The 14041-nt window shown below is 60.6% G+C and carries 15 protein-coding genes; 14 read left to right on the forward strand and 1 reads right to left on the reverse strand.

Annotated features, from left to right (window positions below; genetic code table 11):
- Window positions 1–10 precede the first annotated feature (10 nt).
- The 14 genes from ACT54B_RS08775 (at window position 11) to ACT54B_RS08840 (ending at window position 13540) form a co-directional block, all read left to right on the forward strand.
- The gene (locus tag ACT54B_RS08775) at window positions 11–301 is read left to right on the forward strand and encodes an STAS domain-containing protein (RefSeq protein ID WP_476044298.1); all 291 of its coding nucleotides are present in this window, start codon (window positions 11–13) and stop codon (window positions 299–301) included.
- A gap of 3 nt (window positions 302–304) precedes the next feature.
- Entirely contained in the window at window positions 305–670 is a 366-nt protein-coding gene (gene cheY1 / locus ACT54B_RS08780) for a chemotaxis response regulator CheY1 (RefSeq protein WP_056316210.1), read from the forward strand.
- A 14-nt stretch (window positions 671–684) separates the two neighbouring features.
- Window positions 685–2967, forward strand: a complete 2283-nt coding sequence (locus ACT54B_RS08785; RefSeq protein WP_476044299.1) for a chemotaxis protein CheA — start codon at window positions 685–687, stop codon at window positions 2965–2967.
- Between the two features lie 4 nt (window positions 2968–2971).
- Entirely contained in the window at window positions 2972–3439 is a 468-nt protein-coding gene (locus ACT54B_RS08790) for a chemotaxis protein CheW (RefSeq protein WP_476044300.1), read from the forward strand.
- Window positions 3436–4338 (forward strand): protein-glutamate O-methyltransferase, encoded by a 903-nt coding sequence (locus ACT54B_RS08795; protein WP_476044301.1) that lies wholly within the window; start codon window positions 3436–3438, stop codon window positions 4336–4338. The genes ACT54B_RS08790 and ACT54B_RS08795 overlap by 4 nt, the downstream gene beginning before the upstream one ends.
- Window positions 4335–5396 carry a protein-glutamate O-methylesterase CheB gene (cheB, locus tag ACT54B_RS08800; RefSeq protein WP_476044819.1) on the forward strand — a complete coding sequence of 354 codons (1062 nt, stop codon included), beginning with the start codon at window positions 4335–4337 and terminating at the stop codon, window positions 5394–5396. The genes ACT54B_RS08795 and cheB overlap by 4 nt, the downstream gene beginning before the upstream one ends.
- Window position 5397: 1 nt before the next feature.
- Complete coding sequence (locus ACT54B_RS08805) at window positions 5398–5787, forward strand: response regulator (RefSeq protein ID WP_476044302.1); 390 nt, start codon at window positions 5398–5400, stop codon at window positions 5785–5787.
- Window positions 5784–6338 carry a chemoreceptor glutamine deamidase CheD gene (cheD, locus tag ACT54B_RS08810; protein ID WP_476044303.1) on the forward strand — a complete coding sequence of 185 codons (555 nt, stop codon included), beginning with the start codon at window positions 5784–5786 and terminating at the stop codon, window positions 6336–6338. Before ACT54B_RS08805 ends, cheD begins: the two co-directional genes overlap by 4 nt.
- Before the next feature lie 13 nt (window positions 6339–6351).
- A complete protein-coding gene (cheT, locus tag ACT54B_RS08815) occupies window positions 6352–6741 on the forward strand; it encodes a chemotaxis protein CheT (RefSeq protein WP_476044305.1) in 390 nt (129 codons plus the stop codon).
- Between the two features lie 176 nt (window positions 6742–6917).
- A complete protein-coding gene (fliF, locus tag ACT54B_RS08820) occupies window positions 6918–8597 on the forward strand; it encodes a flagellar basal-body MS-ring/collar protein FliF (RefSeq protein WP_476044307.1) in 1680 nt (559 codons plus the stop codon).
- 699 nt (window positions 8598–9296) lie between these two features.
- Window positions 9297–10043 (forward strand): transcriptional regulator VisN, encoded by a 747-nt coding sequence (gene visN, locus ACT54B_RS08825; protein ID WP_476044308.1) that lies wholly within the window; start codon window positions 9297–9299, stop codon window positions 10041–10043.
- Window positions 10044–10053: 10 nt separating this feature from the next.
- Window positions 10054–10800, forward strand: coding sequence for a transcriptional regulator VisR (gene visR, locus ACT54B_RS08830; RefSeq protein ID WP_476044309.1), 747 nt, complete (start codon window positions 10054–10056; stop codon window positions 10798–10800).
- A gap of 293 nt (window positions 10801–11093) precedes the next feature.
- On the forward strand, window positions 11094–11579 hold the full coding sequence (locus ACT54B_RS08835) for a putative pterin-binding protein (RefSeq protein ID WP_476044310.1): 486 nt from the start codon (window positions 11094–11096) through the stop codon (window positions 11577–11579).
- On the forward strand, window positions 11576–13540 hold the full coding sequence (locus tag ACT54B_RS08840; protein WP_476044311.1) for a putative bifunctional diguanylate cyclase/phosphodiesterase: 1965 nt from the start codon (window positions 11576–11578) through the stop codon (window positions 13538–13540). The genes ACT54B_RS08835 and ACT54B_RS08840 overlap by 4 nt, the downstream gene beginning before the upstream one ends.
- 63 nt (window positions 13541–13603) lie before the next feature.
- On the opposite strand, the gene ACT54B_RS08845 is transcribed toward ACT54B_RS08840, so the two are convergent.
- Window positions 13604–14038: a hypothetical protein gene (locus ACT54B_RS08845; protein WP_476044312.1), complete on the reverse strand. Its 435-nt coding sequence runs from the start codon at window positions 14036–14038 to the stop codon at window positions 13604–13606.
- Between the last annotated feature and the right edge of the window lie 3 nt (window positions 14039–14041).

Below are 14041 nucleotides of genomic sequence, written 5' to 3' on the forward strand. Positions count from 1 at the left end.
GATTGAAAAGATGGCCGCCAGTGGCAAAGCACATATCCTGAAACTCAATCCGGTCCTCGACCTCAATGAGGCCGTGGGACTTCATGGCCAGCTTCTGGCCATGCGAGGCAGCGATCTGACGATCGATGCCTCGGCCGTTCAACGCTGCGGAACCCAATGCATCCAGGTGCTGATGTCCGCCGCCCGTACATGGGAAGAAGATCAAAAAAGCTATCGTTTGACTGGCATTTCCGATGCTTTCGGCAAGACGATGCAGCTGATCGGCATCGATACCGACCAATTTCTTGTCAAGGAGAATTAAGCAATGAAGAAGAAGGTTCTAACCGTGGATGACAGCCGCACCATCCGCAACATGTTGCTCGTGACCCTGAACAATGCGGGTTTCGAGACCATCCAGGCGGAAGACGGCGTCGAGGGCCTGGAAGTCCTCGAGGAAGCCAATCCCGACGTGATCGTCACCGACATCAACATGCCGCGCCTCGATGGTTTCGGCTTCATCGAGGGTGTGCGTCGCAACGAAAAGTATCGCGCCATCCCGATCCTGGTTCTGACCACGGAAAGCGATGCGGAAAAGAAGAACCGTGCCCGCCAGGCTGGCGCGACCGGCTGGATCGTCAAGCCTTTCGATCCCACCAAACTGATTGATGCCATCGAGCGTGTAACCGCCTAACGGGATTTACTCCTATGGATATGAACGAAATCAAAGAGATCTTTTTCCAGGAATGCGAGGAGCAGCTCGCCGAACTGGAATCCGGTCTTCTGAAGTTGAATGACGGTGATCGTGATCCGGAAACGGTCAATGCCGTATTTCGCGCCGTTCACTCCATAAAAGGCGGGGCAGGGGCCTTCGGTCTCGACGATCTGGTCGCCTTCGCCCACGTGTTCGAAACCACGCTCGACTGTGTCCGCTCCAACAAGCTGGAGCCGACGCCCGATGTGCTGAAAGTCATGCTGAAGTCGGCCGACGTTCTGGCCGACCTGACCAACGCCGCCCGCGACGGTGGCACTGTCGATGAATCCCGCAGCCGGGCTCTCGTCAAGGAGCTGGAAGCGCTGGCAAACGGGCAGCCCCTCTCCCAGGCTGCCGAAGCGCCTGCAGCCGCTCCTGCTCCCGCTGCGGCCGCGGCCGCGGCGCCTGCTCCGACAGACGCGAGCGGCTTTCAGCCCATTCCCTTCTCCTTCGACGATTTCCCGCCCGCCGAAGACGAGGCCACGGACCTGCCCACCTTCGAGGTTCTGTTCAAGCCGCGTTCCGACCTCTACGCCAAGGGCAATGATGCCTCTCTCCTGCTGCGCGACCTCTCGCGCGTCGGGGAAATGACGATCTACTGCAACATGGATGCGCTGCCGACCCTCGACAAGCTCGATCCGGAAGCGGCCTATTTCCACTGGGTCATCTCGATCGCCACGGACAAGGGAGAGGACGCCATCCGGACCGTCTTCGAATTTGCCGAATGGGACTGCGACCTGCAGGTCAAGTCCATCGAGGAGGTCGCGCCCAGCGAAGACCAGCCCATGGTGCCGGTGCCCTTCGATCTCTCCATTCTCGATGACGAACCGGCGCCTGCCGAAGTGAAGGCCGAGGCGCCCGCGCCAAGCCCCGCCGCCGAAACGGTCGCTGCGGCCGAGGTCGCCACGTCGGTGATGAACGCCGTCAACAATGCGGTCGCTGCCAAGGTCGAAAAGAAGGAGGCGCCTGCAGCCTCCGCAGCCGCGGCCAACGCAGCCGCCGCCGCTGCCGCCAACAATGCCGCCGGCATGGCCCAGACGATCCGCGTCGATCTCGACCGCGTCGACCGGCTGATCAACCTCGTGGGCGAGCTCGTCATCAACCAGGCCATGCTCTCCCAGAGCGTGATCGAAAACGACAACAACGGTGCATCGTCCATCAACATGGGTCTCGAAGAGCTGCAGCAGCTCACCCGCGAGATCCAGGACAGCGTGATGGCCATCCGTGCGCAGCCGGTTAAGCCGGTCTTCCAGCGCATGTCGCGCATCGTTCGCGAAATCGCCGACATGACGGGCAAGTCCATCCGTCTGATCACCGAGGGCGAAAACACGGAAGTGGACAAGACGGTCATCGACAAGCTGGCCGAGCCGCTGACCCACATGATCCGCAACGCCGTCGACCATGGCGTCGAAACGCCGGAAAAGCGTATCGCTCTCGGGAAGAACCCGGAAGGCACGGTCCGTCTGACCGCCAAGCACCGCTCGGGCCGCATCCTCATCGAGCTGGCCGACGACGGCGCCGGCATCAACCGCGAACGGGTCCGCCAGAAGGCGATCGACAAGGATCTCATCAATCCCGACGCGAACCTGTCCGACGAGGAAATCGACAACCTGATCTTCCTGCCGGGCTTCTCGACGGCGGAAAAGCTCTCCGACATTTCCGGTCGCGGCGTCGGCATGGACGTGGTGAAGCGCTCGATCCAGGCGCTCGGGGGCCGTATCAACATTTCCTCGAAGCCCGGTCACGGTTCGGTCTTCACCATGAGCCTGCCTCTGACGCTCGCCGTTCTCGACGGGATGGTGGTGACCGTTGCCGGCCAGACGCTGGTGGTGCCATTGACCGCTATTGTCGAGACGCTGCAGCCTGAACCGGCGGCGATCCATTCCTTCGGCGCCAATCAGCGGCTGATCTCCATCCGCAATTCCTTCTGCCCGCTCGTGGATGTCGGCCGGATCCTGAACTTCCGCGCCACCCAGGCAAACCCCGTGGATGGGGTGGCCCTGCTGGTGGAATCGGAAGGTGGCGGCCAGCGCGCCCTGATGGTCGATGCGATCCAGGGCCAGCGCCAGGTGGTCATCAAGAGTCTCGAGGCGAACTACACCCATGTGCCCGGCATCGCGGCGGCGACCATCCTGGGGGATGGCCGTGTGGCTCTCATTCTCGATGTCGATGCGGTGGTCGCCGCGTCGCGTGGACAGTCTCTGAAACCCGAAATGGCATTCGCATCAGCTGGATAAGGTCATGTCGTACACCGCAAAAAATCTGCACCAGGGGAGCCGCGAACTGATCGCCTTCCGTATTGGCGATCAGGAATTCTGCGTGAACATCATGTCGGTACGGGAAATTCGTGGCTGGACGCCCGCAACGGCGCTGCCACATACCCCGTCCTACATGATGGGCGTCATCAATCTTCGCGGCGCAGTTCTGCCGATCCTCGATCTCTCGGCCCGTCTCGGCATGAAGCCGGCCGATCCGACCGCCCGCCACGTGATCATCGTGGCGCAGGTGAAAACCAAGGTCGTGGGTCTTCTGGTCGATGCCGTGTCCGACATTCTGACAGTGACCGACGAAAACATTCAGCCCACGCCGGAAATCTCTTCCGAGCTGGAACGCCAGTTTGCCCGGGGCATCCTCGCGATCGAAAAACGCATGATCTGCCTCATCGAACTTGAGGCCCTGTTTGCAGACACCGAGAGCGAGGCCGCATGACAGCGTTGAGCATGAGCGATACCCGGATGGGGAGCGACGAAATCATGGCCAGCGGCGAATATCCGCTGACCCGTCGCGACCTCGCCCAGATCGCTTCCATGATCTATTCCGATGCCGGGATCTATCTGAACGATTCCAAGGCGTCGCTTGTCTATTCGCGGCTGTCGAAGCATATCCGGCAGTTGGGCCTCAGCGGCTTCAAGGAATATTGCGAGCTCGTTTCTTCTCCGCAAGGCGCAGCCGAGCGCAAGGAGATGCTGTCTTTCCTGACCACGAATTTCACCCGCTTCTTCCGGGAAAACCATCATTTCGATCACCTGCGCAACGAGGTTCTGCCGGATCTGGTCGCCCGTGCCAAGTCGGGCGGGCGGGTGCGTATCTGGTCGGCCGCCTGTTCCGACGGGCAGGAGCCCTATTCCATCGCCCTCACGGTCCTTTCGGTCCTGCCCAATGCGGCCGATTACGATTTCAAGATTCTCGCCACCGACATCGACCCCAAGATCCTGGCGCTGGCGAGAGCGGGTGCCTATGACGACAGCGCGATCGAAACCGTTTCGCCCGCCATGCGCAAGCAGTGGTTCAGTGAAAATCCGGCCAATCCGCGGCGCCGCTGGCAGGTGGATGACAAGCTGAAGCGCCTCATTACGTTCAACGAATTGAACCTGCTCGGCAACTGGCCGTTCAAGGGACCGTTCGACGTGATTTTCTGCCGCAACGTGGTGATCTATTTCGACGAACCCACCCAGATCCGCATCTGGTCCCGTTTCGCCGAACATCTCCCGGTCGGCGGACACCTCTATATCGGCCATTCCGAACGGGTCGCAGGGGAATCCAAGGACAGCTTCGACAATATCGGCATCACCACCTACCGCTACCTGGGCAAAGGAGGGAAACGCTGATGGCTCCCGCACGCGTCCTCGTCGTTGACGATTCTCCCACCATGCGCGGCCTGATCACCGCGGTGCTGCGCTCCGATCCCGATGTCTCGGTGATCGGCCAGGCCAGCGACGCGCTCGAGGCGCGCGAGGCGATCAAGCAGCTGAACCCCGATGTCGTGACGCTCGATATCGAAATGCCGAACATGAACGGTCTCGATTTCCTGGAACGCATCATGCGGCTCAGGCCCATGCCCGTGATCATGGTGTCGAGCCTGACCCATCGCGGGGCGGAGGCCACGCTGGCCGCGCTCGAAATCGGCGCCTTCGACTGCGTCGGAAAGCCCTCGCCGGGCGAGCCGCGGCCCTTCGGCGATCTCGCCGAGAAGGTGAAGGCCGCCGCCCGGTCCAACCGGGACCGCGCCCTCGGTCGTCCTGTCCCGGCCTCGACGGCAGCCGCGCCCGCAGTCTCGGCCGTCTCCAGCTACCATGTGGGACGCAAGATCGTCGCCATCGGCTCTTCGACCGGCGGCGTGGAGGCCCTGATCACCGTATTGCAGAATTTTCCGGTCAACTGTCCGCCGACGGTGATCACCCAGCATATGCCGCCCACCTTTACCCGCAGCTTCGCCGAAAGGCTGAACCGCCTGTGCCGGCCCGTCGTCCAGGAAGCGACGGACGGCGCCCGGCTGGAAGTGGGCAAGATCTACCTTGCTCCCGGTGGCGAACGCCACCTGCAAGTCACCAATTCCGCGGCACCTTGCTGCCGCCTGGTCGAACGGGATCCGGTCAACGGCCACAGGCCGTCGGTGGATGTTCTGTTCGATTCAGTTGCCGAACTCGCCGGCCGCAATGCCGTCGGGGTCATCCTGACCGGTATGGGCAGGGATGGTGCAGCGGGATTGCTCAAGATGCGGCACGCCGGTGCCCGCACCGTTGGGCAGAACGAAAAAACCTGCGTTGTCTACGGGATGCCACGCGTCGCCTACGAGCTGGGCGCCGTCGAGCAACAACTCCCGCTTGGGGCTATCGGGGAAGAAGTACTGAAAATCACAGCCGCCCGAAAAGAAGGGAGCGAATAAAATGTCTCTGGCCGAGAAAATCAAAGTTCTGATCGTGGATGATCAGGTTACCAGCCGCCTCCTGCTCAGCGATGCGCTGACGCAGCTGGGGTTCAAGCAGATCACGGCCGCCGGCGACGGCGAGCAGGGAATGAAGATCATGGCGGAACAACCGCATCATCTCGTCATTTCCGACTTCAACATGCCGAAGATGGACGGGATTGGCCTTCTTCAGGCGGTGCGTTCCAATCCCGCAACGAAAAAGGCGGCCTTTATCATCCTGACGGCGCAGGGTGACCGCGCGCTCGTCCAGAAGGCGGCCCAGCTCGGTGCCAACAACGTTCTGGCCAAACCCTTCACCATCGAGAAGATGAAGGCGGCTATCGAAGCCGTGTTTGGAGCATTGAAATGACGATTGCCGGCGTAGCCAAGAGGGTCAACATCATTCAGGGCGAATACAAGGTCTCCAAAGATCCTGACGTGGTCCTGACGACCATCCTTGGATCCTGCGTCGCGGCCTGCATGCGTGATCCGGTCGCCGGCATCGGCGGCATGAATCATTTCCTTTTGCCGGGTTCCGCCACCTCGATGGCTGGAGGAGGGGACGCGACCCGGTATGGCGTTCACCTGATGGAGCTTCTGATCAACGGGCTTCTGAAACAGGGAGCCCGGCGTGATCGCCTGGAAGCCAAGATCTTCGGCGGCGCCAAGACGATCGCCACATTCTCGAATGTGGGCGAACAGAATGCCCTTTTCGCGGAGCAATTTCTCCGCGATGAGGGAATCCCCATCGTGGGAAAAAGCACCGGCGGCGAATTCGGCCGCAAGCTGGAATTCTGGCCCGTCAGCGGACGCGCGCGCCAGTACCCGCTGACCGGCGCGGAGACCCAGAAGACGGTGGTACAGGAACAGCGCCCGGCACCGGTTGCAAAACCGGTCGAGAGCAGCATCGAGTTCTTTTGAGGCTGAAGCGGGTATGGGTTCGACAGATCACAAAGTGGAGCAGAATATGGAAGAGGCATTGCCCGAAATCCTGATGCGCATTGTCTCGGAACTGCATGATGTTGCGTATCTGATCGAGCGCATCGAACCGCAGCTTCTCGACCTTGTCGATGACGTGGCGGTGCAATCGCCGGATTGCATGAAGGTTCTGCAGGGCATCGACCTCGCCGTCCAGAAGACGCGCGGTCTTGCAGAATTCATCGATACCGTGACGGGCGGTATCTCGGACGACTGGATGGTGGATGCCAGCACGGCTGTCAGCCTCGTCAAGCTTGCCGACATGCAGAAGGCGCTCGCGGGAGGCATCCGTCACGGGCATTCCCAGCCGCTCAGCAAGGCGGCCGGCGACTTCGATTTCTTCTGATACGGCTGGCCGGCAGGCTTCGGTCTGCCGGCCACCTCACCCGCCCGCCCTCACAGGCGATGGCCGGGTTACCCCCTCGGATCGATCGGCTGCGAAACGTTCGCGCAAGCTTCGATTCCTAAGGTTCTCGACAGTGTCACAGGACTATTCTCTCTGATTGACGGTGCGAGAACAGAATGAATCTGTTAAATCAATTACTTCAGGTTTCAAAGAACCTAGCGGGGCTCGGTCAGGCGAAGCTGATGGCGCTGATCGGCGTGGGCATCGTTTCGATAATGCTGGTCCTGGCCGCCGGGTTTTACGTTAACAAGCCAGCTTACGAGACCCTTTATGTGGGGCTGGAAACCACCGATCTGAACCAGATCAGCGTGGCGCTCTCCGAAGCCAACATGGATTTTCAGGTCGGTTCCGACGGAACCAGCATCCAGGTCGCCGCCGGCACCACCGGCAAGGCCCGCCTGATGCTGGCCGAAAAGGGCCTGCCCAACAGCTCCAATGCTGGTTATGAACTTTTCGACAATGTCGGCTCGCTGGGGCTGACCTCCTTCATGCAGGAAGTGACCCGGGTTCGCGCTCTGGAAGGTGAAATCGCACGCACCATCCAGACCATCCAGGGCATTTCCGCAGCCCGCGTACACATCGTCATGCCCGACGTCGGCAATTTCCGCCGCGGCGAGCAGAAGCCGACCGCCTCCGTCATGATCCGCGCGACGGCCCAGGCCGGACGCAAGGCGGCTCCCTCGATCCGTCATCTCGTCGCGTCCGCCGTACCCGGCCTCGAAGCCGATGACGTGACCGTGCTCGACTCGACCGGCCAGCTGCTGGCTTCGGGTGAGGAAGGCGGCAACGGCACCATGGCCAAGAATCTCGGCGTCGTGCAGCAGGTGCAGGAAGAGATCGAGACCAATATCGACAAGGCGCTTTCGCCTTTCCTCGGCATGGACAATTTCCGCTCCAGCGTCACCGCGCAGCTCAACACGGACGTCCAGCAGATCCAGGAAACCACCTTCGATCCGGAATCCCGCGTCGAGCGCTCCGTCCGGATTACCAAGGAAGCGCAGAAATCGCAGTCCAAGCAGTCCGACAATGCGGCCACCGTGGAGCAGAACGTGCCCCAGGGCGCGCCCGCCAGTGGCGGCGCCGGTCCGGAATCCTCTGACCAGCAGGACAAGAAGGAAGAGCAGACCAACTACGAAATCAACAGCAAGACCGTCGCCACCACGCGCAACAGCTATCGCTTGGAAAAGATCTCGGTTGCTGTCGTGGTCAACAAGGGTCGGCTTGCCAAGATGGTCGGCGAACCCGCCGATCAGGCCAAGATCGACGCCTATCTGGCGGAAATGCAGAAGATCGTCAGCTCCGCTGCCGGCCTCGACAAGGCGAGGGGCGACGTGGTCACGGTCACCGCCATGGACTTCCTTGACGAACAGCTCCTCGATGAAGCCGCCACCGGCCCCGGTGTCATGGACATGCTCAGCCGCAACCTGGCCGGCATCATCAATTCGCTCGCCTTTCTCGGCGTCGCCTTCATCATCATCTGGATGGGCGTCCGCCCGATCGTCCGCGCCGTCAGCGCAACGCCGCCGGCCACGGTGGGCGCAGAGGGCGAGGAAAGCACGCTCGAGCTTCCCGACTTCACGCCCAGCATGGGCAATGCGGGCGGCAGTCTCATGGACGGTTTCGGCTCGGACTTCGGCTTCGACAGTGCCGACGAGGTGCTGGGTCTCGATGCGGATGGCGGCTTCAACCGCAAGGTCAAGGAAGGCCCGGAAAAGCGCCTGGCGCGCATGGTGGAAATCAGCGAAGAGCGCGCCGCCAAGATCCTCCGCAAATGGGCAACCGAAAAGGCCGCGTGACCGTCACGCCGCCACCTCTCACGAAAGGCCCGCAGCCATGCGGGCCTTTTCCCGTTTGATGCCGGTGGGATGCCCGTCTTCTCGCCCGCCTGAAGCGGCGACGGTTGTGCGAATGTTCTAAATACAATTATTAATACAATTAACAATTTCTGAAATTGGTGTATAACTGAAAGCTACTCAGCTTTGCAAAGGTTTTCACTTGATTAACGTTTGAGCGGTGGGAGCGGAACCTTACCGATGAATAAAGCTGAAAAGCTTTAAGTCAGGTTTTGATCGGTTGTATTCGGTTGTTCTGCCTATGAATTTCTACAAAGAATTCAATACTGAGGCGCGTTTCTTCGTGTGCCGGTGGAAGAATTGTCTCTCTCGATTGTTATTCATATTTGTTGCGGTGCGCAAATCCCCTTTGCGGCTCAGGTGTTATACTAAAATTGGGTAAGTTTTTTAGCTCTGGGATGTTGCCGCGAATCGTAAGCTGATTTATTCTTGAATAACGAATTCGTGGGGCGGTGTCTGAAGAAGCCGGGCTTCCCGGTCGTTCTGGAGAGCAATCCGTGAAGGCAGTCTGAAAGGACCGGTATTGACCGCTTCTTTCTTTCAGGAACACGGTGATTTGTTGGTCACTGCTTTCGGGCAATCTGATTCGAGCCGGCCGGTACGGGATTGGGGGCTTTCCCGGGTGCGGCGAGGGGGCAGTTGATGGAAATGGAGATATTGCAGGCCGAACAGGCGGGGCGTGGCAGGTCGCAGGCACTCCGCAGTGCTGCCGCCAAGATGCCGAGCCGGGCGCAGGTCATCGCGCGTCTGTCGGCGATGACCAAGCCATCGCACCTGTCCCATGCCCTTGCCATGCTCTGCGAATATGCTGGTGCCTCCCATTTCCTGCTGGCGCGCTGCGATCTCATCCAGGATCCGGGCCTTGATTTCGTCGTCTCCTCCAACTGGCCCTTCGATCTGGTGCGCGTCGTCGCCGGGCTGATCGCCGGTGATTATGCCCGCAGCACCGAGCTGGAAAAATGCATGTCCCTGCTGCAGCCGGGATTTGTCGCCTTCCCCGAACATGTGGAGCTGCCGCCGGAGACCAGCCGGCAATATTGCAGCATTGCCTTCAATGTCGGTCGCACCCGCCTGTCTCTGATGCTGATCTATGCTGACGGCTTCATCCTGTCGCCGGACCGGTTGCGCGATGTGGGCCTGATGGCGGGCTATCTGCGCAGCTTCGCCGAAGCCCATGTGCAGAAGGGCGAGCGCGATTGCGATCTGACGGAACGGGAAATAGAGTGCCTGTACTGGATCGCCGAAGGCAAGACGAGCGACGAGATCGCGGTGATCCTCGGCATATCCCGCAATACGATCAACAATTACATAACCAGTGTGATGCGGAAGACGGCCACCAAGACCCGTTCCGAAGCCATCGCCTACGCTGTCAGGAACAACCTTGTTTAAGGGGCCGAACATGGGATTTCCGCAAGACAACGGGGCGGAGGGATCAGCCGGCGTCACCACATTGCGAGTATCCCGTTTCTCCAGCCGGTCGGATCTGTTCCCCCGCCTGGTCCTGATGCAGAAATCCATCAATGCCCGACACTTTGCCGTGATCCGCGTGGGCGGGTCGGGAACGCCCAGCAAGCGGCGGCTGATTTCGGAGCTGGAGAATTTCGGCCCGAACAACACGGTCGTCATCAAGCAGATCTTCGATACCTATGGCGAGCAGATGTTGCAGCACATCGAGACCTCGCTCCTGCCTTTGATGTGGAACGGGCGGGATGATGCAAGCACCGCAGAAGCACCCGAATTTGCTCCCCTTACCGTACGCCTGAAGGGCCGGATCCTTCCCTTCTCCGGCATCGCACTGCCCGTTCGCCTCGGCGCCGTGGGCAATGGCTACATCCTCTTTACCGCGCCCTATCTCGACCTTGCGGGTGATACGATCATCGAACTGCATGGCAAGTCCTGCCAGATCATGACCGATCTCCTGTCGCTTGACGACCGGAAGCAGAATACGTCGGAAGCCTTGAGCGAGCGCGAAATCGCCTGTCTCCAGCTCGCGGGCGATGGCCGTATCAGCGAAGAAATCGCCGAGAACCTCGGTCTGTCCGTCCATACCGTCAATGCGTATCTCGGATCGGCAACCGACAAGCTGGATGCCGTCAACCGTATTCAGGCGATTGCCAAGGCCATCCGCCTGGGCTTCATCAGCTAAGGGCGCCGATCACAATTTTGTGATGGGATAAATTTCTCTGATGGTTAATCCTTCCTGCGCCGTTTATATGGCTGATGCGCTTGAAAAAAGCGCAGTACTTCCAAATAATTAAGCCAATGCTGGCTGCCGCCGCCGCAGCGGCTCGCGCCCTGTTCGCCTGAAGGAGCCCAGGCGAAGCGGACGGCGACAAGCATCCGTTCATTCTACAATGATTTATTCCTATAGCTGTTCCAGCGACATTCATCTCGCCCGTGATACTGCTGGAGTGTCTCGGATCAGGACAGGGAGGGATCATGAAGTTCACAACTGCTTTGCTGCTCGTCATGGCTTCGGCCGTATGGACAGGCGCGCCTTCACTTGCGCGGGCTGAAGATGTTCTCTTCAAGGTCCACTCGAAGGATGGTTCCCACACGCTGGACATCACGCCCTCCGAACTGGCCAAGCTCGAAATCCATCATTACAAGGCGGTTCTGCCCGGCGGAGACGGCGCCCAGCAGGATGTGGCCGGGCCGCTCGTGCGCGATGTCCTCGCGGCGGCCGGCGTGAGCGGCACGAAGATCACCGCCCGTGCGCTCGATGGCTACGAACTGGATATTCCGATGGAGGATGTCCAGAATTTCGACGTTCTTGCAGCCACCGATGTCGACGGCAAGCCGCTATCGGTGCGCGATCGCGGCCCAGCCTGGATCGTTTATCCCACGGTGGATCATCCGGAACTGAAGGACGCCCTCTATGAGGCGAGAAGCGTCTGGCAAATCAAGGAGCTCATCGTCGAATGAGCAGACGGGAACTCGGCCGGCTTGTTCCTTTGATCAGGTTTCCCGCGATCATCCTGGTGATCGGGGGAATGCTGGTTTGGAGCGAGCTCGGGCTGAGTGCGGTGGCCACGGCGATCAGCCAGCGCCTCTACTTCTCGGGTCGGCTCGAGGAGAGCGCCCGGTTCGAGACGGAGATGAACCGCTTCTTCGAAGTGGCCGAGCTTTATGCAAACGGAGATCCTGCGGTTTCCGGCGAAGATGTGAACATGGCGCTCAACCTCATGTGGAGCCGCGCCAATGTCATGAATTCCGCTTCGTTCCGTCAGGCGATCCCCGAACAGCAGGACAAGACGCTGATCGGCGAGATCGTGACGGACCTGCCGGCCTTCGATCGCGGCGTGGGCGGCCTGAAAAAGGGGGAGCGCAGCTCCTATGCTCCGCTGGAATCGCTGAAGCGCAGATATTCGCAGCGCCTTGCCAAATTCGGCGAACTTGCCTGGAACGCCCGCCAGCGGCGCATGGCCCAGAGCGTGGAAACCGGCTTGCAGAGCGTGGGCGCCCTTCGCTGGATCCAGTCCGGCTTCGGCGCCGTCAGTGCGCTGGCCATAGCCTATGTCCTGTTCGAGCTGGTCATGTCGCGGCGGCTGAACGGGCGGCTGAACCGCATGGTGGCCGAAAAGCAGAAGCTGCTGCGGACCGACCAGCTGACCGGAATCAGCAATCGCTTCCATTTCGAGGAAATCCTAGAAGAGCGGATCAAGGCATCCGACCTCGATTTCTCGATCGTCTATTTCGATCTGGACGGGTTCAAGAAGGTCAATGACGAACATGGCCATGCTGCGGGCGACGCCCTGCTGCGCCATGTGGCGGCAGCCCTCGGTGGCCTGATCGGTCCCGGCGATATCGCCGCCCGCTTCGGCGGGGACGAATTCGCGCTGCTTGTGTCCGGCCCGCTGGCCAAGGCCGAGGCCCTGGCGATCCGCGCCCTGGCACTGATCTGCGAGCAGAATTACAGCGATCTGCCCAAACTGACCATTTCCGCAAGCGCCGGCATCTGCCACGCGGCCGAGCAGGAGGGCAGCGCCAATCCCGATCTGCTCAAGCGCAGGGCCGATGTGGCGCTTTACAGCGCAAAGGCCGCGGGCCGAAACTGCGTCCGCACGTTCCTTCCGGAAATGAACGGCGAATATGAACGCCGTCGCATGCTGGACGCCGATATAGAAAAGGCGGTCTACAACGGCGAAATTCACGTGGCCTACCAGCCGGTGGTGCGGCTGGCAGACCGCAAGACCCATTATGTGGAGGCCCTCGTTCGCTGGAATCATCCAACGCTCGGCCCGGTCGAGGCGGTGGATATCGTCGACAGCGCCGTGCGCCGTCAGGCGATCCAGGCCCTCACCCTCGCGGTTATCCGCCAGGCGCTCGTCACCTATGGCCGGCTTCGCACCATCGGTTCGGCGGTTCCCATGTGCGTGAATGTCACGCCCGCGCTGCTGGCCATTCCTACCTTCGGGCCTGCGGTGGCGGCGCTCCTCTACGAATATGAAATGCCGCTCGGTGCGCTCTATCTTGAAATTACCGAAGACGGTGAGCTGCACGATACGGAAGTCATGGAAGACAATCTGCGAATCCTGCGGCTGGCGGGCGCGCTCATGGCGGTCGATGACTTCGGGCGAGCCTTCTCGAATGTCTCGCGGCTGACCCAGCTGGATTTCCGCCTGCTGAAACTCGACCGGGTGCTGACGGCGCCGGTTGCCCATTCCGGCCGGGCGCGCCAGATTATCGAAAGCACGGATCGCATGGCGATTGCGCTGGGGGCCGAAACCGTCTGTGAGGGTGTGGAAACCGAGGAACAGGCAAGAGCCCTGTCGGAAATCGGTATCGAGTTCGGCCAGGGATACCATCTCGGCGGCCCGATGCCCCCGGACATGCTGCAGGCCTATCTGAGCAGCCGGACCTTCAGCGACGAGAAAACCCACTGACTGTCCGATACGCAAAAGCCGCATCGTCGGATGCGGCTTTGGGTGCTGCGGGCTGGGCCTTGTTCAGGCTGCTTCGGCCATCGGCTTGATATAGCGGGCCTCTTCGAGACTCCGTCGCAGGAAATCCGTATTCACGTTCGGATCGTCGGACGGATTCTGGAAGGCGATGTGGTTGATTTCTATCCCGGCTTCCTTGTCCTTGAGAAGCAGGCGGGCATAGACGGTCAGCCCCTTGGGCTTGATCTCCAGATCCAGCGTCACTTCGGGATATCCGTTCCATTCGAGAACATAATCTCCGCCTGCGCCGAAATTGACCGTACCCGGGTGGAAAAACATCTCGGAAGCGGAGGCGACGAGATCCGCCAGACTGCCATGGCATTCGAATCGAAGCATGGAAATCAGATCGGCGGCGTCGACCAGGCGCAACTCCGTCGCGACAGGGCTAATGGCTTCAGCAATGATTTGCTCACGGGCGGCGGAATATGCGCAGGTCTTCATGTG

The sequence above is a fragment of the Gellertiella sp. DMC107 genome (genome assembly GCF_056313605.1).